Raw genomic sequence first — 23,101 nt, 5'->3', positions numbered from 1 at the left:
CGTCAGCGAAGAGTGTTCGTTGCGCCTTTGCACGAAGAAGCCTGCCCCCACTGTCCAAGACAGGCATGATGTACTTGGGTTCGCTTCTCCAACCCTATTTGCAGCGCTGTTTTGTCGCGATCAAAGTAAAATCGATTAGGGTCGCGGCGATTGTATTGACGCCGCGGAGCCGGCCTGATTTGAGGTTTGCGCACGCATATTGTCTGTTGGTCACAGACATTGCAGGGATTTGGACCTCGCAGGGTGGATTCATGACGGCGGATTTCAATGCCGAGCTCCATGCTCGGCCGTCCATTTACTTCACCGGTCCGGCCTATGTAGAGCACATAGCACTCATGCCCTCTGCGCTTCCCGCCTTGCATGGCAGCCGATATTTAACTGACGGCGGCGATAGCGAGGATCCACGAACCCAGGTGGAACACCACACGGAATTCGTTACCATCACGCGCGTGACTCAATTCAATGCAGAAGCCGACGAATGGCCGGTATCGAGCTTTTCGCTGCCTGAGATAGCGGCTCTCGTGGATATGGACGCGCCGCGGCTCATATCCCGGGTTGGTATTCTCGTGCTCGGAAACGCACCGGAGGAGCTTGGTCCAACGCTTTCAAAGTTCGGATTTCGCGATACCGCAGCGTCTTCGATCGGCGGGGGAGCGGCGCAGGTATGCTCGGACTTCCGCGTCCAGGACGACCACACGAGCCGCATCCTTCTCTTCAACAGGGACCTGAACGCCTACCGTCTGGGTCGAATGGTTCGACGGGTCTATGAAATTGAAACCTATCGATCCATGGCCCTGCTCGGTCTTCCGGAAGCCCGTCGCCTGGCCCCTTTGCTCGGCAACTACGACAAAAACCTTCTCGAGCTGACAAACCGAAATCAGACGACCCCAACCACCGAACATAAGAAACTGCTCGAAGAAATTTCGGGCCTATCCGCCCGGATCATTTCGGCGGCGGCCGAAACGCGAAATCGTTTCGGGGCTACCGCCGCCTACGCGAAAATCGTGGAGGAGCGCATCGGTGAGCTTCGCGAATCCCATGTGCCCGGCTTTCAGCGGTTTGGCGTTTTCGTTGCGAGACGGTTCAGGCCTGCCGTTCGGACCTGCGAGGCGACCGCGTTGCGCCTCGACCAACTTTCTCATGCCGCCATGCACTTGCTCGATCTCCTGCAGACGCGCATCCAGGTCGAGATCGAACATCAGAATGCTATCGAGATTCAGGCGATGGCCGATCGGGCCGCAACACAGGTCAAGATCCAAAGGGCAGTGGAAGGCTTCTCCATCATCGCCATCAGCTACTATCTGTTGAGCCTGCTCAAAGTCGCCTTCGAGGCCGCCGATCACGCGGGCTACCACATCAGCCCGTTGGTCATGCTGGTGTCGATCCCGCTCGTCATCGGGGCTGTCGCAATCTCCATCCTGCGTGTGAAACATGCGCTTTCGGCGCACGCCTAACCTGGTTTCATTTGAAGCTTAAGCTCATTCTGATGGTGTACGACTAAGATTGGCATCACCTCGCCGGCGTCGTGAATGGCGCCCTGGAGCCCTGATCGCGCGCAGCTTTCCGCTCGATCAGATCGTCGGGGCGCACCGCTATCTGGAAGCGAACGAACAGTTCACGAAGATCGTGGTGACGGTCTGAACCCGTCAAAAGGTTCCGGGCAAGTGCATTCAGCTGATGCAGTTTGCGCGATGTGACCGTGATCCTCCGATCAGGATCGGCCATCCTCGGCAAGGGTGGCCGGCTTCTCGGCAATCGGCGAAACGGCTGGCAGCTCCTCCTCGATCCGCAGATCGACCTTCCCCCATATTGACGTCTTGCCGTCAACGGGTTTCAGCTTCCGGGACGGCTTGATTTCGACGATGAACGGCCTTGTCTGCTTAGCCATATATCCTCCAGGCGGCGATTCGCGAGGGTAATGATACAGCGCATATCACACACGTCTACGTCAGCAGCACTCGCATCGGCGGCGGCGCCAGGATGCTCGGCTCGAAACCGTGCCATGTTATTCCGATCATGCCATTGCTGCGATCGCTACGCGTGAGTTGCCGCTGCTGGAGATGAGGTACTATTCGGTGGACAGCCACGCGGGCCGCCCGCCAGTGTGTATTGCCCTACCGCAAGTCTCGCTTGCCGGTTTCCAATCTCGAACGCAGCGGATTGGCCGGCTCTCAGGCCGATATTTCTCTACAAGGCGGTGGATAGGATCTCGACTATCACTAGCACATTCCGTCGTTTGGAGGATCGGAAAAGCCCATCACGCAGTCTCGTGCAGGAACAAAGATCCTGTTGATCCTGTTTCAACGCCAGAGGTCTATCATGTTAACATGTGGAATATGGCACGGGCCTGTCAGTTTTCAGCTACATCCGTTCGGCGCGTTTCGGACGGTCAAGAGCAGTTTGGAAGCACTGGATTATTTGTTGACATATTGGCCCGTTGAACACGTTGAGGCTTATGAGGATGCGTTGGTGATTTGTCGCGCCGCCATCGAGGGCAAGTCCAATCCTGAGCTTGCGAAAGATGCTTTCATTGTGGCTGCATACGAAGCCGGCATCCTGATGAAGCTCGGTTATTTCAGCTGAGATTTGCCGCCCTGGAATAACCGAAAGCGGCATTTTGAGATTGCAATCGGATCCCGGCTCGAAGCTCACTTCATTTGGTTATTTTGTGTGAACAATCGATTTCCGGGAATCCGGGTGTTTGTGAACATCCCTCAGCAGACACAGGCTCCGCGAAACTCACCCTCCTTCTGGCTTCGCCTTGAGGCGGCAATCGCACGACCTGGTCCATCGAATGCCCGTCGTTGTCGTCGAACCCTGCCGTCGTATGCGGCGGGATTTTACGACGATAGGAAAAAAGCGTTGGGGCCAACTGGTGACAGTCACAAAGCCGCCGCTCTGCGGCCAGCAGATCGCCGTGCTATTGCCCCACAGAAAACGTTTGACGGCCGCATTGTCGCCGGATCGTTCTTCAACCCTAGCCTACGGCAAAATCAATAGGATATGCCGCCCTTCGCTCTGCGCCATCAAAGAGGTGTTCCCCCCGCACTACCAAAGAGGAATCAAGATGATCACTCGTTATGTCTCTGCCGCATCGTTGACCGCTGCTGCTTTGAGCCTGATGCTTCTCAGCAATCCTGCGTCCGCGCAGCAGGCGACGCAAGACAAGCAATCCACCCAAGGACAACCAGATAGTAGCGGTACGGCTGCTACCGTCAGCGATCAAAAGATCGAGGCTTTCGCCGTCGCATATCTTCAGGTGGACAAGATCAGGCAGGAATACTCGGCCAAGATTGAAGCAGCGTCGGATGCGACCGCGAAGCAACAGCTGCAAACCGAGGCGAGCAAACAGATGGTACAGGCTGTTCAAACCTCTCCGGGCATGTCGGTAGGCGAATACAATGCAATTCTAACGGCCGCCAAGAAGGATCCGGCGCTTGTTAAGAAGGTTCAGGACAAGCTTCAGAAATCCGCACCTGCGCAGCAGTAAGCAACGCTGCGATCACCAGGCACAGTGATACCTACAGCCGCGCCGAGTGCCTTAATCTTGGCGTGGCCTCGATTAGGGTTGCTTCACCACGATGGCCGCGGTCGGTCATGTCGGTCGAACGGCGGGATAGCCTCAAGCGCACCGAGTTCTTCGGCATGACGGTCTCGGGCGCTGTGATTGGATTTGCCCCGGCTCTATCGGGTCGTCTTTCCCGGGTGGCCAGAGCTAATGTCATCGTCCTTCCGCATCATTGGCTCTTCCTAGCTGACGAGACTCGCCCCCATTGCATGGAATCCAAATCTGACTTGGCGGCTAATGGCGATGAAACCATGGTGAGAAACACCTGGAGAATGCCAATTTCCCACCGGCGTCAGTAAAGCAATCGAGTTCGTATCGTCCCCGGAATCTGGCGAAGCGCGTCAAGTATGTCATCCGCTGTCTGGCCAACGCCCTCGGCTTCAATGACCACATAACCCATTTCACCGTAGGTCTGCAGAAACTCACCGACGATATTTAGTCCGCGGGAGGAGAAAATCGCATTCAGATTGTTTAGAATGCCGGGGCGATTTTCATGAACATGGATGAAACGGGTGCCGTTTGGACGTGGCGGCAGTTGAACCTGGGGGAAGTTGACCGCGCCCAGCGTCGAGCCGACGTCGGAATACTCGACAAGCTTCCTGGAGACTTCCCTTCCAATGCGTTCCTGGGCTTCTTCGGTCGACCCGCCAATATGCGGGGTGAGGATGACATTATCCAAGCCTTGCAGCGGCGTTTCGAAACGCTCCTTGTTGGACGCCGGCTCCTTCGGGAACACGTCCACAGCCGCGCCCGCGAGATGTCCTTCTTTCAAAACCTTCGCAAGCGCTTCAAGATCGACCACAGTCCCGCGGGAATTATTGATGAAAATGGCTCCCTTTTTCATCCTGCGCAGTTCGGCCTCAGTTATCATGTTTTGCGTCGAACTGGTTTCCGGAACATGCATCGTCACATAATCTGAGATTTCGAGAAGCTCGCCGAGCGTTGCCATCGATTCCGAATTGCCGTGGCGAAGCTTGTCTGAAGGGTCAAAATAGCGAACGTTCATGCCCATGCTTTCCGCAAGAACGCTCAGCTGCGAACCGATGTTGCCGTAGCCCACGATGCCCAGCGTTTTCCCGCGCATCTCGCGGCTACCTTCGGCGGATTTGTCCCATCCGCCTTCATGAGCCGAAGCCGAGCGCGGGAAAATCCGCCTGGTCAGCATTATGATCTCACCGATCACGAGCTCTGCGACCGAGCGCGTATTCGAATAAGGAGCGTTGAATACGGGGATCCCGCGTCGGCGGGCCGCATCCAGATCGACCTGATTTGTCCCCACAGAAAAACAACCGACGGCAATGAGCTTTTTGGCGGAACTGAAAATTTCCTCCGTCAGATTCGTGCGTGAACGAATTCCGATAATATGTGCGTCGGCTATATGACTCTTGAGATCCTTGTCATCCAGAGCCTTCGGTAAATGAGTGAGATTGACGTAGCCGGATGACGAAAAGTAGTCCACGGCGCTCTGACTGATGCCTTCCAACAGAAGTACGGAAATCCGATCGCGCGGAAGAGAAAGTTGTCGGGTCATTGAATTGCCTTCGATTCTGAAATTCGATTGGGCCAAGGTCGCTTGTCGGCCGCAAAGCTCACAGCTGAGTCAACATGACTTAGCGACCATCCAATCGACAGCGCAAGAAAAAACTCAGCCATACTCAGCGGCAAAGGACGACGGCCATGCTCGTATCGGATCTCGGCCGAACCTTGGCCGAACTTCGAGCGAGAGAACTGATCTTTCATCGCCGCGAGTTCGGCACCAAGTGATGACCTGCTCCATACGAGGGCAGGCGATTTTTGGGAAGTCGGCGCAAGCGGCAGAGTTTACGATCGGGAATTTGCTATCTCCAGTCTCCTGAAGCGTGACAGCGCGTCGGAGCCGGACGATTGGTCCTGTGAGGATCTTTATCCGCCAGATCGCCGCTGATCGGTATCAGCTCAATGACGTTTTGCAGGAAGCCGAGCATCGAACAACTCTTTGCCGGAAAGCCGATCCAGGTCGGAACGTAGTCTTGCGCCAGAGGACCATCATCGCCCAAACGGAGAGAGGGATGGCGAATACGCTTGTCGCTCTTCCTCAGTTGCTGGATGGGCAACGATCTGGCGCGAGCGTGGAAGCACGTCAGCGGACTTTGATGGCGGGAACGCCGCAAGGGCGGGTGTTCCCCAAGGGATCCGTGCGTGCGGTCTGACTGAGGCCAGGATTGGAACAGCTCGTGTCCTCACCCATTCAAAGAGAAAAGCGGCATGTAATCAGATCTTGGCAGGTCCCTGCAGTACTGGAGTGCAATCAGAGCACGACGACTTTTGTTCCCACGCCGACCCTGCCATAGAGATCCATCACATCCGGATTCGCCATGCGGATGCAGCCAGAAGATACGGCCTTGCCGATCGAGTTGGGCTCATTGGTGCCATGGATGCGGTAGAGGGTGGAGCCGAGATAGAGCGCTCTGGCGCCGAGGGGATTATTGAGGCCGCCGTCCATATGGTCGGGTAATTCCGGTCGGCGAGCGATCATTTCCCTGGGCGGCGTCCAATCCGGCCACTCCGCCTTGCGGCTGATCGTCTGCGTGCCCTTCCAGGCGAAGCCCTGCTTGCCGACACCGATGCCATATTTGAGGGCAGTTCCGTCGTTGAGCACGAGATAGAGGCGCTTCTCCTTGGTGGAGATCACGATCGTGCCAGGTTCGTAGCCCGAGAGGGGCACAACCGTACGCGGGATCGGCGACCGCGCCAGGCTGGCACGTCTATCATCTTTGACGCCGGGATTGAATTGCGGAGAGATCGCGCCCGAATCGATCGAAGCCTGCCGCTGTGGACGCCGGCGGGACGGGAAATCGCCGTCTTCGTCGTCATAATAGCCATAGGGGTCACCCTGATGATAATAGCCATCGTCGAAACGCCGATCATCGCGATAGCGCGGCGGCGCCTCCCGCCAATAACGCTGAGTAGCATAGCCACTGTCCGGGTCGTCGCCATAATCCGGCAAATACCTCCACTCCTGAGCATGCACGGCGACGCTTGTCATCAGCACAGCCAGAGCAGGCAAAAGGACCAATCTTATAGTCTTCATGTCACAAACCATATTTCCCGAAGAACGCACCGGATTGCGCCCCCGCGTCGACGGGGGATGCGTGCCACCGACAATCCGCGAAACGCAGGCGTAATTGTGGCAGCGGCGGTCGAAAGTCTTGATTTTCCAACCTGTTTTTGAGAGGCCCTTGTACAGATGCGAGATGCGTAAGCAAACCTTCCTTTTCTCACGCATTCATGGTTCGTACAAACCTCGCTAAATCGAGCCGAAATCTGATGCCGAAAGTTGCAACCGTCAGCCCCCCGGCAGCAAAGACTGATCGGATACGCCCGGGTTTCGACCGACGATCAGCTGAACGGCATCCAGGTCGATGAGTTGCGCGCCGCAGGCTGCCATCGCATTCATCGGGAGCACGGATCCGGTGCGTCCCGCGCACGACCAGTGCTGACGAAATTGCTAATGGATCTTAGCGCTGGCGATGTGCTCGTCATTGTTCGCCTGGATCACCCGGCCCAATCGGTTAGCCATTTGCTCGATGTCATCGAAGACCTCGAGAAGCAAGGTGTACCTCTCCGCTCACCGCGCGATCCGGTCGAAACCTCGACAGCGCAGACTTGCCGACGGTACGGCAACTCCGCCCCAGCATAGTTGAGACAATGCCGCGCGCATCCTCAATCGTCGCGGTCATGAGTGATCGGTCGAGCGACTGCGACGAGCGGTTCACCGCGTGGCCCGTGAGAAGCTCGCAGAACCCGAACTGCTGGCTCGTTCTCCTCGGCGCGCTCCGGAGGATCATTTGATGAAGCTTTTCACTGCGATCACCATCGCCGATCCGGCTCTGTCGCTACGCGGCATTGCCATGATGCCGGTTAGTAAGGATACGCCGTTGCGGGTGGTCCGGCGACGTGCCGTCCAGCAGAATAACGTGCTGTCTGCCATCGGCCAGCGACCAGATGTGTTCCGAACGCGTCCCCGTTCGTTGGATAGCTGGTTGCCTTGGCTCGATAGCCGCTGGGCCTTGCACGTCGAGACCTTCAATAGCTCATCTACGAAGCCGTATTCCTTTCGCACGACGATAGCCTGCTCTTTGAAGAGCCCAGCCTTCGGCCTCGACAAGAGGACAGCACGGGCGTGCAATCCTCGTCAATTGGCAACGGTACGAGACAGGGAGCAATCTTCGGCGCCTATGGTGGGGTCAAACCGTGCTCCGAAACCCAACTAAAACGTCGCGACAGCTCTCCGGTTCTGGCCAGACCGCCTAACTCGGCGAGGCGTCATGCGCGCCGGCGGCTCTTTGAACCAAGCGGGCAACCACTTCAGTGCGGTTCTGCGCCTGCAACTTACGCATTATGTGTTGCAAATGCATCTTCACAGTATGCCCCGACAAATTGAGTTTTCCTGCAATTACCTTATTTGAGCAGCCGCATTGCAACTCTGCGAGGACATCCGTCTCGCGGGGAGTGAAATCGGCAATCGCCAGGTACTGCGTCTTATCATCCAAGCTTTTTTCGGCCTCATTTCTGGCCGGAATATGCTCGTTTGAGCCGTTTGTAACAGCTCCCAATAGCTGCGGGCAGAATGTTCCTCCTGCCAGAACGAGACGAAGACCGGCAAGGGCAATGTCAATGGGAAGTGAAGTCGAGAAAAAGCCGCGGATGCCTATCTTGAGCGCCTGACGGGCTATGTTGACGTCATCCGTACCTGAGAGCAACGTGATAGGAGCATCAGGAAAACGTGCAGTAATTGCTGCGAGATCATCACGCAGGCTGGTACTCTCAACATCTCTGCCGGCCAGATCTAGTGCAATCAAACGCACCTCAACCCCAAGAGCTTTGTCGAGACTCTCAGTTGAGATCATATCGATAAAATTCCAACCGGCGAGTTCACCCTCAAGAAGCTTCACCACGGTCGTTCGCGCCAGCGTAGAATGTTGAATAACAATAACAGTTGGTGCATTGCGCCCCATATGGCGCTTAGATTTAGCACTGTTGGACACCTGCGTGTTCCCCCGAATATTTGCAACCCAACAGTAACTCATATTATTCTCGTTCTCGCTTCATGTCATGACAAAAAAGTCCGGGTGTATTCTCACAATCAATAGTCAGATCTCTCATGATAATTCTTGCGGACTATAAGATACAAACGAGAGATAATCTAAGCCGGCAGGGCACGTTAATAGCACGTTAGAAGGCTTATTTATGAGGACCTGCGGAATAGACTTGTCGCGGCAGGCTTTCGATCTTTCGCCTGATTCATCTGCAAGAATCGGGTCAACAAAGCTTTCAAAGACGCTGAAAAGGTAACCGATCTGTTACAGATCCATTCAGGAAAGAGCCGTTGGATATAACGAGCTGCCGATCAACGCGGCTTTAATTCCATATCTCAATTCAAGGCATTTGCAGATCCGGATAGCAAAACAACCAGTACAAAAAAGCAAAAAAACACAATATCGCTGATTTCCCGTTATAGTTACTGAAAAATCGTATATAACGACGCATTGGCATCGACTGTCATCAGCTTTACTCAGGCAATACTGTGCAGGCACCAACAGATGCCAAGCAGACGTAACGGCCTATGGCGCTCGAAATCTATCACAACGTGGAGAAGGTCATGGTGGAATCTTCGGTATCTCTGGTAGCGAGTCGTCCGCGCCACATCGGCCCAGGAGACGAAAGCCGGGCGAAGGAAACGATCCAACATATGGTTTGGAAAATGGCACGAAGAACGGTTTCGTGCAGTTGAGCCTCCGCAATGCAAGTGGGGAGGCTGTCGGCTAGGTGTGCATGAAGCTCAGAATGTCGTCTACGAGAGCCGAATGGGCGTCCGTGAGGTTGCCGCCTCCGCCGTGGCCCCCGATGCCGGCCAACTGAAGCGCATGCTGATCATAAAGAACATGATCGATCTGCTGGGCGTCCGCCGTCCCACCGGCGGGAACGGCAATGTTGATGGGATGGAAATAGGCGAGATTGACGTCTACTATGCTGCCGGTTGACGCTCCAATCCCGCCGCCGCCACCCTCATGATTGCCGGTAAAAATCGTCTCTGATGACATGTTGAAGCCACCGCCGTTGCCGCCGATGCCTGCGATCTGCATGCTGCCCTGATCGAAAATTGCATTGTTTGTCTGATGAGCCTCCGCCGAGCCGCCTGCGGCGCCCACGGCGATGTTGATCGGTGAGAAGATGGCCACATTCACGTCGACCATACTGCCGACGAAAACTCCATCTCCGCCATGGCCTGCATAATTGTCGCCAGTAAATGTAAGTGCAGTTCCTGGGCTCATCGACGGGTCATGGCTCACGACGTTATGGTCTCCGCCCGACCCGCCGATGCCGCCAATCTGGGTTGCGCCCTGCAGAAACACTGCATTGTTCGATTGGTCAGAATGAGCCACCGCGCCAGGGCCTACCGCCACAGCACTATTCACGGGGGCAAACACCGCGACATCGGAGCTTACGAGCCCACCGTAGAAGAGGCCATTGCCCCCTGTGCCGGCGTGATTGCCCTCACCGCCGCCACCGATGGCAACATTGCCGCTTCCGCCATTCCCGCCGATCCCAGCCATTTCGGTGGGATGCTGATTGATGAGCGCGTCGTTGCCCTGGAAGGCGTCGGCACCCGAATGAGGTCCCGCAATAGCGGCGTTCGACGGCACGAAGACGGCCAATGCGTTGCTGTCGATCACGCCTTCGCTTATCCCGTCACCACCGCTGCCGGCTGAATTATAGCCCGGACCAGAAGCGACATCCAATGGAAGCCAAGTCGGCACCAATGCCAGATGCCCCGCGGCCAAATTGGAGGCGAGGTTTTGATCGGTGCCCGTTTTGGGCAAGTCTTCCGATAAGGGCCGAATTTCCGTCATTACCGTCTCCATTCCGCGGTCAACCGCACGTCTCACCGAGCGTGCAGCGTATGCAGCCTGAATTTTTCGGACATTGTGCATCTGAACGTAAGAAAAGCAGAGCCTGCAATTCGTCTACATCCCGTCGGCTAGTAATGTAGCCATTTGGCTGTCATGGCCGCAGCGCGCGTTTGACGGCACTAAATCCGCCGTTGGATTGGAGGTCCGACATCGTGCCCCTCCTTTTCTCGCGACGGAACATAATGATTTTCCAGCCGCGAACAGGATCTCCTTCGCCAGGCCCAGCCTGATCAGAACCCCGGAAAATAGCCGGTTCACTCGGGCGGCCGTTGCTTCAAAAAGCGGCGTCTCTTCGACCAGATCGCAGACATGATCCTGGCCATGCCACCCAGCGCCAAATCACTCGGCACCAAGCCAAAATAACGTTTTGTCGACTCCAAGTATACGCCCGAAGGATCGTCGCCGAATATCTAGATAGCTCGCAGATTTAACCGCGAGTAATATTCACCCGCGGTTGTATTTGCTGGCGGTGAGATGCTGGATACCCACGCCGTAGAAGGAACACCGACGAAACGAAGTAGAAGGAGGGATATCGATGCCTATTCCACAGTTGTCTGACACGATTCAACTCAACGACCCACACGCAGGCGACGCGAGTGCCGGCAACGGCGCTGGCGGCTATAACCATGGGAACATTGACTACAACCCGGTTGCATATGTCGCTAATGTGCAATCGGTCGAAGGAGCGTCTACCGATCTGCACAACGGCGATCATGTTGGGCAGGCGGCAGATTGGAGTGCCGGTGGCGGAAGCGGTGGCTTTGCTCAGGCCCAGAATGGCTTCCTTGCGGCGGTCACGAACACCGGCGCCGGCGGCGCGGGGGGAGATGCTCACTCCGACGGCAGTCAAGGAAACACGAGCGGCGGCGACACGGCTGCGGTGGGTGCGGATACGACCGCGACACAATATACGCAGCTTTTGGCTGATCAGCATGCCACCATCCTCGCAGGTGTCGGCGGCAACGGCGGCAACGGGAACATAGCTCGGGGTGGTGATATCTCGTCAGCATTGATTCACACGGATCCCGAAACGACGACGGTGAACAATGCTCTCGATCATTTCACAAATGACTTCGGCGGCCATATCGACCTCAGCCATCTTGGCTCATGAACTCAGGCGCTGAGGGTCGCCGGTTTCGGCTGGCGACCCTCCTCATAGGGTGCGGAACGAGCCAGCAGCCTCTTCTTATCAGTATCAAGTGCAGCGAGATCTGATAATGACAACGCTTTCTATAAAGCCATCGCGCCCACAGACACAGCTCGTTGTTGCGCTCCGGGCTTGTGCCGGAGCTTTCGGGTTGGTTTTCCTCTATAGCTGCGGCTACAATCTCTTTCTTCTAGCGCCTTCCGTCTATCTCCTGCAGATCTATGACAGGGTCCTGTCGAGCCGAAGCGCTGACACGCTCCTGATGCTGACGATAATCATCGCCATCGCCGTGGTGGTCGGGTCCACGCTGGATATCGTGCGCAGGGCGGCTCTTTCGCGCATCGGCAGCTGGCTGGATCACAGGCTACGCCCCATGGTGCTTACCGCATCATTCGAATATGCCGCTCGCGCCGATGCAGGAGCCGCCACGGAGTGCTACAGGGACCTGGCCACCTTACGCCAGTTCCTCGATTCACCGGCCAGCTCGCTTTTTTTCGACGTTCCCTGGGCGCCGGTATTCCTGCTCCTGCTCTTTCTTGTTCATCCGCTGCTTGGGACCATCGGTCTTTTGAGCGCAGTTGCACTTCTGCTGTTTGCATTCCTGACGGAACTGGCGACACAAGAGCCACTTACCCGCGCCAATCTTGCCCTTTCGAGGAGCTATCTGCGATTTGCGAGCGCCCTCAAAAACATCGAGGTGATCCGGGCAATGGGCATGCAGTATGGCGCAGCGCTGGTCGTCTATCGCGATGCGGAAATGGCAAGGAGGGCGCAGGACATCGCGATGCACCGGACGGAGATCATTCTTGGTTTCTCCAAATCGATCCGCACACTCGCGCAGATCCTCATGATGGGATCCGCTACATGGCTAGTGCTCGCGAGCAACAGCAGTCCCGGAATCATCTTCGTTGCAAGCCTGCTGCTCGGGCGCGGGCTCGCACCAGTCGAGGGCGCAATAGGTGCATGGCGCTCCTTTACGTTTGCGCGGAACGCCTTCAATCGCTTGAACAGAATGCTGATCGCCGTTGCATCGGAACACGATGCCCGAACGGTGCCGCAGCCGGAACCCGATGGTCTCGTTCTCGATAACGTCAGCTATATTCAGCCATTCGCCAACACGCAGATATTGAAGGGTATCACATTGCGCCTCGCGCCAGGCGACTGCGTAGCGCTCATCGGCCCGTCGGGATCCGGAAAATCGACACTAGGTCGCGTCATGGCAGGCGTTGTGCAAGCAACGAGCGGATGTGCTCTTCTTGGCGGGGTAGATATCTCAGCACTGCGCCTTTGCGGGGGGACCCGCCACGTCGGATACCTGCCGCAGGACATCGAACTCTTCGGCGGCGCAATCAAGGATGTGATAGGCCGGCTGGACGGCGGGGATCCCGGCAAAGCGATCGACGCCGCGAAGCTGGTCGGATTGCACGAAGCGATCATGCGGCTGCCGCAGGGCTACGAGACCGATATCGGTGAAGGTGGAAACCTACTCCTTCGAGCTCAGCGCCAACAGCTGGGGCTGGCACGGGCGGCCTATGGAAATCCGTCTCTTGTCGTTCTCGACGATCCGAACTCGAGCCTGGATTATGACGGCGAACGCATGCTGTTCAAGGCAATCGAGCGCATGAAATCCAGGCGGATGACCATCGTCATCATAACTCACCGGATGGGGATCCTGCCAGTCACCAACAAGATTGCCATTATGCGGAACGGGACGGTGGCTGCCTTCGGCGACAGCGAGCGGATTTATGAAACCTATCTTCAACCGCCATCGCGAACAGGAACGTAGGGAGGGACGCTGCCATGACCCTTGTTCAACTGGACGCAACGCTGGCGAGATCTTCAAATTCGTCAAGAACGGGCCAGCGGTTCGCTCAACCATCGACAGCGACAACCAAGCAACAGGCGGCCTATTCGCGGGTGACTGAGTCGAAACCGCGCGGACCCGCCCCTCCTTCGCCCATGCCGGGGCTCAGAGGCGTTATTTGGACGGGTAACCTGTTGATCTCTGTCTTTATAGTCGGATTGGGAATCTGGTCGGTTTTCGCGCCGCTGAAAAGCGCTGCGGTTGCATCGGGCGTCATCGAACCGGAGTCCAGCCGCAAGACCATCCAGCATCTGGAAGGCGGAATTGTGCGACGGATACTCGTCAAAAACGGCGATGCGGTCACGGCCGGACAGATCGTGATAGAACTCGACGATACGAAGTCTCGCTCGGAGCGCGACAGCATTCAAGCGCAACTTTGGGACGCCGAAGGAAGCCGCGCCCGCCTGCTTGCCGAGCAGACGGGCGCCGACCATGTCGCCTATCCGCCGGACCTCAGGACGGCAATGGACAGATATCCTTCGGTCAGCGCTATCCTGACTGGGCAACAGAAAATCTTCGAAGCCCGTCGCCGGGTCATGCAGGCGGAAGTTGGGATCACCAATGAAAAAATCGCGCAGGTGCAACAGGAAATCGCCGGACTGGGCGCGCAGAAGGCAGCACTGGCCGACAGAGCCGCAATCTCGCAGGAAGAGCTGGATCAGGTTACGGCCCTCAACGCCAAAGGATTGGAAAGAAAGAGCACACTTCTCAACCTTCAGCGGGAAAAAGCAGACCTTGCTGGTCAGCATGGTCAAGTAGAGGCGCAGATCTCTCGCGCCTACCAGGTGATCAGCGAGTCACAGGCCGACCTCGCAAAGCTTGAGAGCGACCGCTTGAGCGAAGTCGCACAAGGCATGCGCGACACGGAAAGCCAGATCATGCAACTGCGCGAGCGCTTGCGGGCGATCGACGACCAGCTTTCAAGGACCGATATCCGTGCTCCCGAAGATGGAACCATCATGAACCTGCGCATCCACACAGCCGGTGGGGTGATTGGCGCAGGCGAACCGCTCGTCGATCTTCTGCCGCGCGCCGATCGCCTTATCGTATCTGTCCACGTCAGACCGGAAGACATCAATCTCGTCCGTGCGGGGCTCGAGGCACAGGTTCACCTCCTTCCATACAATCAGCGGCGCGTTCCGCTCCTGAAAGGTCGGGTCGAGTATGTATCAGCGGACCGTCTCACCGATGCGCAGAACGGTCAGCCCTACTTTGCCGCAACAATCCGCGTAACGGACGAGCGGTTGGCGAAAATGAGTGATGTCGAACTGGTCGCGGGCATGCCCGCACAGACACTGATCGAAACGGGCGAAAGCAGCGTGGCGTTCTATGCTATCAGACCACTCCTCGACAGCTTCAACAGAGCATTTCGTGAGGACTGAAGCGGTGATGGGCAAGAGAAAATTCGACGACGACCAGATTACGGGCATTCTGAAGGAGCACCAAGCCGGGGTGAAGGTGGCAGATGTTTGCCACAAGCACGGCATCAGCGAGCCGACCTTCTATCGGTGGCAATCGCTGCAGTTCGGAAATGCCGGTCTCGATACAAAAAGGGTGAGAGCACTGGAGGAAGAAAACCAGAAGCTCAAGAAGCTTTTGGCCGAAGCCATGCTTTCGGCGGCAACGCTGAGCGAGATGCTGGCGAAGACATCGAAAGGGCGAACCTAACCTCCAAGCAGAGAGGTTTGTTGGCCGCCTTCCGGCCCTGCATATCACCAGAGCGGCATCATATTTTTGGACGAAAGGGCCTTCCCAAGTGGGGCAAACGGATACGGCTGGGAAAAGCAGCAAGCTCGATCACAACGTGGCTTATTCTTGAACCAGCCCGAACCTATGACCCAGACATTCGGTCCGGAACCATGGGCGACTGTCGATGACACGTGGGTTTGGTGGATCGAATTGCCAGAAAGTGCGGGCCTTTGCCTGACGCGGCGTTCAACCGAGATCCCAGCTGGCTTTGACGCCGCATCAAGGACGGGTCTCGCCGTTTGGGCCTAGGCCGCCGCTGCCGCGGCGGTGGGGTCGCCAGCCTCATGCGGCCGGCAGCGCGCTGATCGGGATGTCGTCGCTCTCGTCGCCGCGCTCGAAGGCCATTTGGTCGGCGAGCTGGCGGAGTTGGTTGAAGTCGGCCGGGCCGTCGAAGGAGATGCCGCCGAGGCGGATGGCGACGGAAAGCGGCGCGCCTTCGGCGCTGAAGGTGGCCTCGGAGACGCGCGTGCGGATGCGGGTGCCGATGTCGCGGACGTCCTCGACCGTGGCGCCAGGCAGGAAGATGTCGAGTTCGTTGGTCGCAAGCCGCGCCACGAGATCGTCACGACGAACCGAGGACTGGATGATCGAGGCAAGCGATTGCATCACGGTGTCGGCCCATTGCGGCCCGTAGCGGCGGCCGATGTCGTCGAGCGTATCGACGATGACGGCGATGATGATGCCGCCGGCATCGGTGGTGGCATGCTTGCGCCGATCGATAAAGTGCTCGACGGCCGCGGCAAAGGCGGTGCCGTTCAGCGTCTTCGTCACGCTGTCGTAGCGCGCCGCCTGGGTGACGTTTTCCTGCATCTTGCGGACGACGGCGTTGTTGAGCTGCAAGGCAAAAAGCAGCGGAAAGGCCACTAATGCGGAAATAAGCGCTGCACCGACAAATCCGGCCAAAAATGGTCGATCCGGCATCAATAGGTTTAATATAAGTAAAAGACCAACGGAACCGACCACGGCGCATAGCGCGCCGAGCGTAGCCCTCCGCAGGGCTTTGAAAATGGTGGCGGAGGGATGTCGCTGTTTTAGAATCATATCGGATTATACCCGTTCTTAATGCTGCGTCAGCTAAACAGGCGTCCGAAAAGACCGGCTTAAGAAATCCTGTAAAATTTGTTGCTTTGCACAGTTGTTTTCACGAGTTAACTGTCTACGAACGAATATCCGGGACCGTCGTTTGCGCTTGGTGCCCGGTTTGCGACAGGACCGCAGCGCTTCATCTCGATCCACGATCCTGGGCGTGTTTCATCTTCAGCGCGTGAATCGGCATGGGGGTCACGATGCCGATAGGCACAACAAGCAATTGTTTTCGCTGCAGTGTCTGGGGTCATTACTTGATGCTTACTTACATGCTGGATTGTCTAGCGGCATTGGTTTAGCAGAGGACTGCCGATTCAAAGGATTAGTCACTCGCAGGCGGTGACGAAGGTTCTAATCCCATCAAGAGCAGAGAATTGAAGCTGCTTGAGCCGCTCCTGCGCAGGTGTACTGCAATGGGTACCTTCGATCAGGCGAAACTGCAGTGCTGACCGGCGTATGTGGCCGCGGTATTTTTCATGTCGCCAGTCGAGGGCCGAGTAGCACCCTTAAGCCCGCTTGGGCTTCCCGCGAACAAGATGTGAGTTTACGGTCCTCTTTATAAGGCAAAGTCCGCATGCCGAGATGTAAACCAAATGTTTGCTTCAACTTTAAGAATAGTTTGTCGTTCTGCTGCCTATACCTTGCCGGTAATCACAACATGCAGCACCGTTCTGTTAAAGGTCGCCGCGCAAGCGGGATATCGGCTCTATTTTCGCGTTCTTTTGAACGCGACATGGGTGGTGCGAGATGACGACGATCGAAAAGCTCTAGACGACTGCAACGCTTCGCTCCAACACGGTAGCATTCCCGACGCCATCAAGAAGAAGCAGGAACTCTTGGTGAGGCTCTCGCACTAGCGATTGCCGGGACATTCACAGTAGGCTGACCGTAAGCGGTCAGACATGACGTGGCGACCATCGACGGCTTTAATGAGGGTCAGTTCCGTATCAGCCTTGGCACTGAGACCGCAGGTCGTTCACGGCCGAAAGCGCCACCGAGTTGACGCCGAAGCTCGGGCTGAAGGGTGGCCTCTCCAGCCTCGACGGCGTGTTCATTTGCGTCGCGATTTCACCCAGTTTTGCTTTTCGCCATGACCTTCTTTGATCTCGATGTAGCTTGTTCGTCAACGGGTTCTCGGCAACTGGATGGGTTAACGCCGGGTGGAAATACGGGCAGAGCATTGTGAAACTCAACAACCGGTTCTTAACAAGCGGCGGTTCGTGTCAAAACGGTGCCAATGCATCAAAATATTGCTTTTAAACATCAATAGGTACATCATAGACCTTAATTATCAGGGCCTGCGCAAGATAAACGATGGTTCAATCGTGATTACTGCCGCTCAGATGCGGGCCGCCCGGGCCCTTCTCGGTATCGACCAGCGTCAGCTGGCCGAACTGGCGGGAATTTCGGTTCCAACAATCCAGCGAATGGAGGCGAGTGCCGATGTCGTGCGCGGCAACGTCGACTCCCTGATGCGCCTTCTGGCTGCCTTCGATGGCGCGGGCATCGAAGTGATCAACGAGGGAGCCGCAAGCACCGACGGCGGGCGAGGGGTCAGGCTCAAGTCGAAGGCGAAACCATCCGAAAGCGGAACGGCCGAACCATCGGCGCCCTTGCCCGCAGCGAGGACAAACTCGTGACACCGGTTTCCGTCCTTTTGTCATGTGTGGCCGCGTTGCTCGGGACGGCGGCTTTGGCGGTACGGATCGCCCGTTCGAATCGATCCACGCCAGTCATTTACGGCGCTAGCCTGGTTTTCTCCGCGATCGCCTTTGTAACCGCACTTGCGTATCTTGTCATAGGTCTCCCTTCCACGAACGCACCGGTGCTTGTCCTTCCTATCGGCCTGCCGTGGCTGGGAAGCCATTTCCGGCTCGATACGCTTGCCGCCTTCTTCTTGACGGTCGTCAATCTTGGCGGCGTCATGTCGGCTCTTTATGCCATTGGTTATGGTCATCACGAACACGCGCGACATCGGGTGCTGCCGTTCTTTCCGGCTTTCCTCGCCGGCATGAACCTGGTCATTCTGGCAGACGATGCCTTCACCTTCCTCATCTCTTGGGAGTTCATGTCGCTTGTATCCTGGGCGCTGGTGATGGTCCACCATCACGACGCCGACAACCGGAGGGCCGGATACGTCTATATCGTCATGGCGAGTTTCGGCACGCTGGCCCTGTTGCTTGCGTTCGGCCTGCTTGCCGGTCTTAGTGGCAATTACGGGTTTGCCGCGATGCGGATATCCGAACATACGCCACTGACAGCCGGTCTTGTACTCGTCTTGCTTTTGCTCGGTGCTGGTTCCAAGGCTGGTTTGGTACCGCTGCATGCCTGGCTGCCGCTGGCGCACCCGGCTGCTCCAAGCCATGTCTCCGCCTTGATGAGCGGGGTCATGACGAAGGTCGCCGTCTACGGTTTCATCCGGGTGATCTTCGATCTGCTTGGCATGCCGACGTGGTGGTCAGGCATCGTCGTCCTGACTATCGGCAGCGGCACCGCGGTGCTCGGCATCCTGCAAGCGCTGATGGAGAGCGATCTCAAACGGTTGCTCGCCTACAGCACCATCGAAAATATTGGCGTGATCTTCGTCAGCCTCGGACTGGCGCTTGCCTTCAAGGCAAACGGCATGGGGCTGGCGGCGGCGCTTGCACTGACGGCCGCACTGTTCCATGTGCTCAACCATTCCTTCTTCAAGAGCCTACTCTTCTTCGGAGCCGGCGCGGTGCTGACGGCGACAGGTGAGCGAGACATGGACAAGCTCGGCGGCCTCATCCATCGCATGCCGGTCACCAGCATCGCCTTCCTCGTCGGTAGCGTCGCGATATCAGCGCTGCCGCCGTTCAACGGCTTCGTGTCCGAGTGGCTGGCGTTCCAAGCGATCCTGCAAAGCCCAGCCGTGCCGCAATGGGGATTGAAGATACTGGTGCCGGCTGTGGGCGGTTTGCTCGCACTGTCGGCAGCGCTCGTGGCCGCCTGCTTCGTCAAGGCGTACGGCGTGACCTTCCTCGGTCGTCCTCGCACAGCCGTGGCTGGGCAGGCGGTGGAGGTCGACCGCTTCTCGCTCGCAGCGATGTCTGTGCTGGCCGCGCTGTGCCTTCTCGCCGGCATCCTGCCGGGGATCGTCATCGACGGGCTTGCGCCCGTAACGCTGTCGTTAATTGGGGACCGGATGCCGGTGCAGACGGATATTCCATGGCTGTCGATCGCGCCGATTGCCGAAAGCCGCAGTTCTTACAATGGCCTTCTGATATTCCTGTTCACCCTCTTCTCAGCGTCGCTGACGGCCTATCTCATTCACCGCTATGCCTCACGAGCGCTGCGCCGGGCACCGGCGTGGGATTGCGGCTTTCCCGAGATCAGCCCGGCAACGCAATATACGGCGGGCAGCTTCGCCCAACCCATACGGCGCGTTTTTGGGACGCTGGCTTTCCGCGCCCGCGAGAATGTCGACATGCCGGCGCCCGGTGATCTCCGGCCGGCCCGTTTTACCGTCGAGACACATGATTTGATCTGGGAATGGCTCTACCTGCCGATCACCGGTGCCGTCGGCTTTGCCGCCGAGAAGCTCAACCACCTGCAATTTCTTACGATCCGGCGTTATCTGAGCCTGGTTTTCCTCACGCTCGTCTTCCTGCTGGTGGTGCTAGCGTTATGGTCGTGATCTCCGCTCTCATCATCCAAGCTTTCCAAATGGCCCTCGTCGTGCTGCTTGCACCACTGCTGACCGGTTTCATCCGCCTGATCAAGGCGCGCTTGCTGCGTCGGCGAGGGCCTTCCATGACCCAGCCTTACCGGGACATCCTTCGGCTTTTGCGCAAGGAAGTGGTGCTGGCCGAGAATGCGTCATGGTTGTTTCGGGTGACGCCCTATCTGATCTTCGCCGTAACCTGGATCGCAGCTGCCATCGTCCCGACTTTCGCCACCGGCCTCATCTTCAGCTGGACGGCGGATCTGATCGCCATTATCGCGCTGCTTGGCAGCGCCCGTTTCTTTCTGGCACTCGCCGGCATGGACGTCGGCACCAGCTTTGGCGGTATCGGATCGAGCCGTGAGGCGATGATCGCAACCCTCGCGGAACCGTCGATGCTGCTGATCATTTTCACGCTCGCCCTGATCGCGGGCTCGACCCAGCTTTCGAGCATCGCCGCTTTCATGACCTCCCCGCAGGTGGGGCTGCGCGTTTCGCTGGCAATCGCCTTGATCGCTCTCGTCATGGTCGCGATCGCCGAAAATGCCCGTATCCCCGTTGACAACCCCGCAACTCATCTGGAGTTGACCATGGTACATGAAGCCATGGTGCTCGAATATTCAGGACGGCACCTCGCGATGATCGAGCTGGCGGCATCCCTGAAGCTCCTGCTTTACATCTCGCTAATCGCCTGCATGTTCCTTCCATGGAAACTCGCCGTACTGGGGGAGGCGTCAGTGGCCTATCTGGCGGGCCTGCTCGCCTATCTCGTCAAGCTCGCGGCCGCCGGCGTCCTCCTTGCCTTGTTCGAGACCGCGACCGCTAAGATGCGGGTCTTTCGGGTGCCGGAATTCCTGGGCGCAGCACTCATGCTCGGCCTGCTCGCCACCTTGCTGCGATTCGTCTCGAGGAGCCTGTGATGAATGGACCGGTCTTCGACATCGCTCATATGCTCGCCGGCGGCCTGGTGCTGGTCAGCATGATGATGCTCTATCAGGACCGCCTCTACGCGCTGCTCAACGTGTTCGCGCTGCACTCATTGCTATTGACCCTGTCGGTGGCCTGGCAAGCTTTCGTCCAGGACGCTCCGCATCTCTATGTCACGGCCGCGATCGCGCTGGTCTTCAAGGCTATCGTCATTCCTATGGTACTCCATCGCATGATTCGCCAACTCGGCATTCACCGCGAGATCGAGACCGTCGTCGGCATCGGCCCAACAATGCTCGCCGGCATCTGCTTGGTCGCCTTGGCGACTGTGGTGATGTTGCGGGTAACGCCGGAGGCGGATCCTTTGGCGCGGGAGGATCTCGCCTTCGCATTGTCGGTGCTGTTGCTCGGGCTGCTGATCATGGTCACCCGCCGCAATGCAGTCAGCCAGGTCGTCGGCTTCATGTCGCTCGAAAACGGGCTGGTGCTTGCCGCGACCGGCGCCAAGGGCATGCCGCTGGTCGTCGAGATCAGCGTCGCTTTCTCGATCCTGATCGCCTTCATCGTTATTGGCGTCTTTCTGTTTCGCATCCGCGAGCGGTTCGACACGGTCGATGTTCGGGCGCTCGATGACTTCAAGGGGAGGAGGCGCAAATGACCGCGTTTTCCTCTGTTCTGACCTTCGATACGGTGACTGCCGTTCTCGTGATACCGATTGTGGCAGCCGTCCTCCTGGCCCTCTTGCCCGGCTATCGGATGACTGCACGGCTGAATGTGTTCGCAAGCCTGCTGACCTTGCTCGCCGCTCTTTCCCTGTTCGTCACCGAACGGCCGGCACCGGGACAATATCTGATTGTCGACGACCTCAATATTGTCTTCATCGTCCTCAACGCCTTCGTGGGGTTTACTACCAGCATATTCAGCGCCAGCTACATCGCGCATGAATTGGAAACCGGCCGGCTGACGCCTGCCAACCTTCGTTTTTACCACGCCATGTATCAGATCATGATGTTCGGCATGAATCTCGCTTTCGTATCGAACAATATCGGTCTGATGTGGGTCGCAGTCGAGCTTGCGACGCTCACCACCGTGTTGATGGTCGGGATCTACCGCACGCACGAGGCGCTCGAAGCCGCCTGGAAATATTTCATTCTGGGGAGCGTCGGCATCGCCTTTGCGCTGTTCGGCACCATTCTCGTCTATCTGGCGGCGCAGCCGGTCGTCGGTGAAGGTTATGACGCGATGGTTTGGACCATCCTAATCGATCACGCCTCCGCCTTCGATCCGGCGCTTCTTAACGTCGCTTTCGTCTTTCTGCTGCTTGGCTATGGCACCAAGATCGGTCTAGCGCCACTGCATGCCTGGTTGCCGGACGCGCATGCCGAGGGACCGACTCCAATCTCGGCGGTCCTGTCCGGCCTGCTGCTGAATGTCGCGCTCTATGCAGTTCTGCGCTTCAAGATGCTGTTGTCGGCCAATCCCGAAGCTTTTGCGCCTGGGCCGCTGATGATGACGATGGGGCTCGCATCGTTGATTTTCGCGGCTTTCATGCTCTACCGTCGCCGCGATATCAAGCGTCTGTTCGCCTACTCTTCGATCGAGCACATGGGTATCATCGTCTTTGCCTTTGGCCTCGGGGGATCGATCGCCAATTTTGCCGGGCTATTGCACATGGTCATGCATTCGCTGACCAAATCGGCGATCTTTTTTGCCGTCGGCCACATTGCCCAGGTCAAGGGCACGCAAAGACTGTCTGCCATCCGCGGTTTGACTGAAACGCATCCGGGGCTCGGCTGGGGCCTGCTCACCGGCGTCGTTGCCATCGCTGGACTGCCGCCGGCAGGGGTGTTCATGAGCGAGTTCCTGATCGTCAGCTCGGCTTTCGCAAAGCACCCGCTGCTGGCCATTCCGCTCGTCTTCGGATTGCTGGTCGCGTTCGGCGCGCTGCTGCTGCGGCTGACAGGGGCCGTCTTCGGGCAGCCGCGCGGCAGCAGGGCGCCTGCTGAGGCATCCTATGTGCCGATGTATGCCCACCTCGCGCTGGTGCTGGTCGCCGGCGTCTATCTGCCGTCAGAGCTGGTGGCCTGGTTCCAGCATATCGCCAACCTTCTTCGATGATTGG

The 23,101-nt window shown here is 57.6% G+C and carries 20 protein-coding genes and 1 pseudogene; 15 read left to right on the top strand and 6 right to left on the bottom strand.

Annotation, left to right across the window (positions count from 1 at the left end):
* Positions 1–251 precede the first annotated feature (251 nt).
* Positions 252–1,454 (top strand): DUF3422 domain-containing protein, encoded by a 1,203-nt coding sequence (locus QD409_RS00900; protein WP_430761604.1) that lies wholly within the window; start codon positions 252–254, stop codon positions 1,452–1,454.
* Between the two features lie 49 nt (positions 1,455–1,503).
* Positions 1,504–1,641 carry a hypothetical protein gene (locus QD409_RS00895; protein WP_430761603.1) on the top strand — a complete coding sequence of 46 codons (138 nt, stop codon included), beginning with the start codon at positions 1,504–1,506 and terminating at the stop codon, positions 1,639–1,641.
* 70 nt (positions 1,642–1,711) lie between these two features.
* On the opposite strand, the gene QD409_RS00890 is transcribed toward QD409_RS00895, so the two are convergent.
* A complete protein-coding gene (locus tag QD409_RS00890; RefSeq protein WP_430761602.1) occupies positions 1,712–1,888 on the bottom strand; it encodes a hypothetical protein in 177 nt (58 codons plus the stop codon).
* A 431-nt stretch (positions 1,889–2,319) separates the two neighbouring features.
* Here QD409_RS00890 and QD409_RS00885 point away from each other — a divergent pair, with 431 nt between their 5' ends.
* The gene (locus QD409_RS00885) at positions 2,320–2,583 is read left to right on the top strand and encodes a DUF982 domain-containing protein (protein ID WP_430761871.1); all 264 of its coding nucleotides are present in this window, start codon (positions 2,320–2,322) and stop codon (positions 2,581–2,583) included.
* A gap of 484 nt (positions 2,584–3,067) precedes the next feature.
* Complete coding sequence (locus QD409_RS00880) at positions 3,068–3,490, top strand: DUF4168 domain-containing protein (protein WP_092854497.1); 423 nt, start codon at positions 3,068–3,070, stop codon at positions 3,488–3,490.
* A gap of 370 nt (positions 3,491–3,860) precedes the next feature.
* On the opposite strand, the gene serA is transcribed toward QD409_RS00880, so the two are convergent.
* Positions 3,861–5,099 carry a phosphoglycerate dehydrogenase gene (serA, locus tag QD409_RS00875; RefSeq protein WP_092854499.1) on the bottom strand — a complete coding sequence of 413 codons (1,239 nt, stop codon included), beginning with the start codon at positions 5,097–5,099 and terminating at the stop codon, positions 3,861–3,863.
* A gap of 517 nt (positions 5,100–5,616) precedes the next feature.
* On the opposite strand from serA, the gene QD409_RS00870 reads away from it, so the two are divergent.
* A complete protein-coding gene (locus QD409_RS00870; RefSeq protein WP_159432209.1) occupies positions 5,617–5,757 on the top strand; it encodes a hypothetical protein in 141 nt (46 codons plus the stop codon).
* A 98-nt stretch (positions 5,758–5,855) separates the two neighbouring features.
* Here QD409_RS00870 and QD409_RS00865 read toward each other — a convergent pair whose 3' ends face one another.
* The gene (locus QD409_RS00865; RefSeq protein WP_430761870.1) at positions 5,856–6,365 is read right to left on the bottom strand and encodes a L,D-transpeptidase; all 510 of its coding nucleotides are present in this window, start codon (positions 6,363–6,365) and stop codon (positions 5,856–5,858) included.
* A 519-nt stretch (positions 6,366–6,884) separates the two neighbouring features.
* Here QD409_RS00865 and QD409_RS00860 point away from each other — a divergent pair.
* Positions 6,885–7,443 (top strand): annotated as a pseudogene (locus QD409_RS00860) (recombinase family protein); the annotation flags it as partial.
* Between the two features lie 414 nt (positions 7,444–7,857).
* Here the strand turns inward: QD409_RS00860 and QD409_RS00855 are convergent.
* Both QD409_RS00855 and QD409_RS00850 read right to left on the bottom strand, forming a co-directional pair.
* The gene (locus QD409_RS00855) at positions 7,858–8,637 is read right to left on the bottom strand and encodes a response regulator transcription factor (RefSeq protein WP_092854503.1); all 780 of its coding nucleotides are present in this window, start codon (positions 8,635–8,637) and stop codon (positions 7,858–7,860) included.
* Positions 8,638–9,372: 735 nt separating this feature from the next.
* Positions 9,373–10,461, bottom strand: a complete 1,089-nt coding sequence (locus QD409_RS00850; protein ID WP_092854505.1) for a hypothetical protein — start codon at positions 10,459–10,461, stop codon at positions 9,373–9,375.
* A gap of 595 nt (positions 10,462–11,056) precedes the next feature.
* On the opposite strand from QD409_RS00850, the gene QD409_RS00845 reads away from it, so the two are divergent.
* The 4 genes from QD409_RS00845 to QD409_RS00830 all read left to right on the top strand — a co-directional run bounded on the left by QD409_RS00845 (position 11,057) and on the right by QD409_RS00830 (position 15,200).
* Positions 11,057–11,632 carry a PE-PGRS family protein gene (locus tag QD409_RS00845; protein ID WP_092854507.1) on the top strand — a complete coding sequence of 192 codons (576 nt, stop codon included), beginning with the start codon at positions 11,057–11,059 and terminating at the stop codon, positions 11,630–11,632.
* A 106-nt stretch (positions 11,633–11,738) separates the two neighbouring features.
* The gene (locus QD409_RS00840; protein WP_092854509.1) at positions 11,739–13,454 is read left to right on the top strand and encodes a type I secretion system permease/ATPase; all 1,716 of its coding nucleotides are present in this window, start codon (positions 11,739–11,741) and stop codon (positions 13,452–13,454) included.
* A 14-nt stretch (positions 13,455–13,468) separates the two neighbouring features.
* Complete coding sequence (locus QD409_RS00835) at positions 13,469–14,914, top strand: HlyD family type I secretion periplasmic adaptor subunit (protein WP_092854511.1); 1,446 nt, start codon at positions 13,469–13,471, stop codon at positions 14,912–14,914.
* A gap of 7 nt (positions 14,915–14,921) precedes the next feature.
* Complete coding sequence (locus tag QD409_RS00830) at positions 14,922–15,200, top strand: transposase (protein ID WP_159432210.1); 279 nt, start codon at positions 14,922–14,924, stop codon at positions 15,198–15,200.
* A 363-nt stretch (positions 15,201–15,563) separates the two neighbouring features.
* On the opposite strand, the gene QD409_RS00825 is transcribed toward QD409_RS00830, so the two are convergent.
* Positions 15,564–16,184 carry a GGDEF domain-containing protein gene (locus QD409_RS00825; protein WP_245298139.1) on the bottom strand — a complete coding sequence of 207 codons (621 nt, stop codon included), beginning with the start codon at positions 16,182–16,184 and terminating at the stop codon, positions 15,564–15,566.
* A 1,508-nt stretch (positions 16,185–17,692) separates the two neighbouring features.
* On the opposite strand from QD409_RS00825, the gene QD409_RS00820 reads away from it, so the two are divergent.
* The 5 genes from QD409_RS00820 to QD409_RS00800 are packed head-to-tail and all read left to right on the top strand — an operon-like array spanning position 17,693 to position 23,097.
* Positions 17,693–18,007: a helix-turn-helix domain-containing protein gene (locus QD409_RS00820; RefSeq protein WP_430761601.1), complete on the top strand. Its 315-nt coding sequence runs from the start codon at positions 17,693–17,695 to the stop codon at positions 18,005–18,007.
* Positions 18,004–20,025, top strand: coding sequence for a hydrogenase 4 subunit B (gene hyfB, locus QD409_RS00815; protein WP_430761600.1), 2,022 nt, complete (start codon positions 18,004–18,006; stop codon positions 20,023–20,025). Before QD409_RS00820 ends, hyfB begins: the two co-directional genes overlap by 4 nt.
* Positions 20,016–20,972 carry a respiratory chain complex I subunit 1 family protein gene (locus QD409_RS00810; protein ID WP_430761599.1) on the top strand — a complete coding sequence of 319 codons (957 nt, stop codon included), beginning with the start codon at positions 20,016–20,018 and terminating at the stop codon, positions 20,970–20,972. The genes hyfB and QD409_RS00810 overlap by 10 nt, the downstream gene beginning before the upstream one ends.
* Positions 20,972–21,637 carry a hydrogenase-4 component E gene (locus tag QD409_RS00805; protein WP_430761598.1) on the top strand — a complete coding sequence of 222 codons (666 nt, stop codon included), beginning with the start codon at positions 20,972–20,974 and terminating at the stop codon, positions 21,635–21,637. The genes QD409_RS00810 and QD409_RS00805 overlap by 1 nt, the downstream gene beginning before the upstream one ends.
* Entirely contained in the window at positions 21,634–23,097 is a 1,464-nt protein-coding gene (locus QD409_RS00800) for a hydrogenase 4 subunit F (protein ID WP_430761597.1), read from the top strand. Before QD409_RS00805 ends, QD409_RS00800 begins: the two co-directional genes overlap by 4 nt.
* Positions 23,098–23,101: the final 4 nt, after the last annotated feature.

It is taken from the genome of Rhizobium sp. BR 315, assembly GCF_050577975.1.
GTDB lineage: Bacteria > Pseudomonadota > Alphaproteobacteria > Rhizobiales > Rhizobiaceae > Rhizobium > Rhizobium miluonense.
Note: the sequence above shows the minus strand (reverse complement) of the source record. Positions and strands in the feature narration are given on the sequence as shown.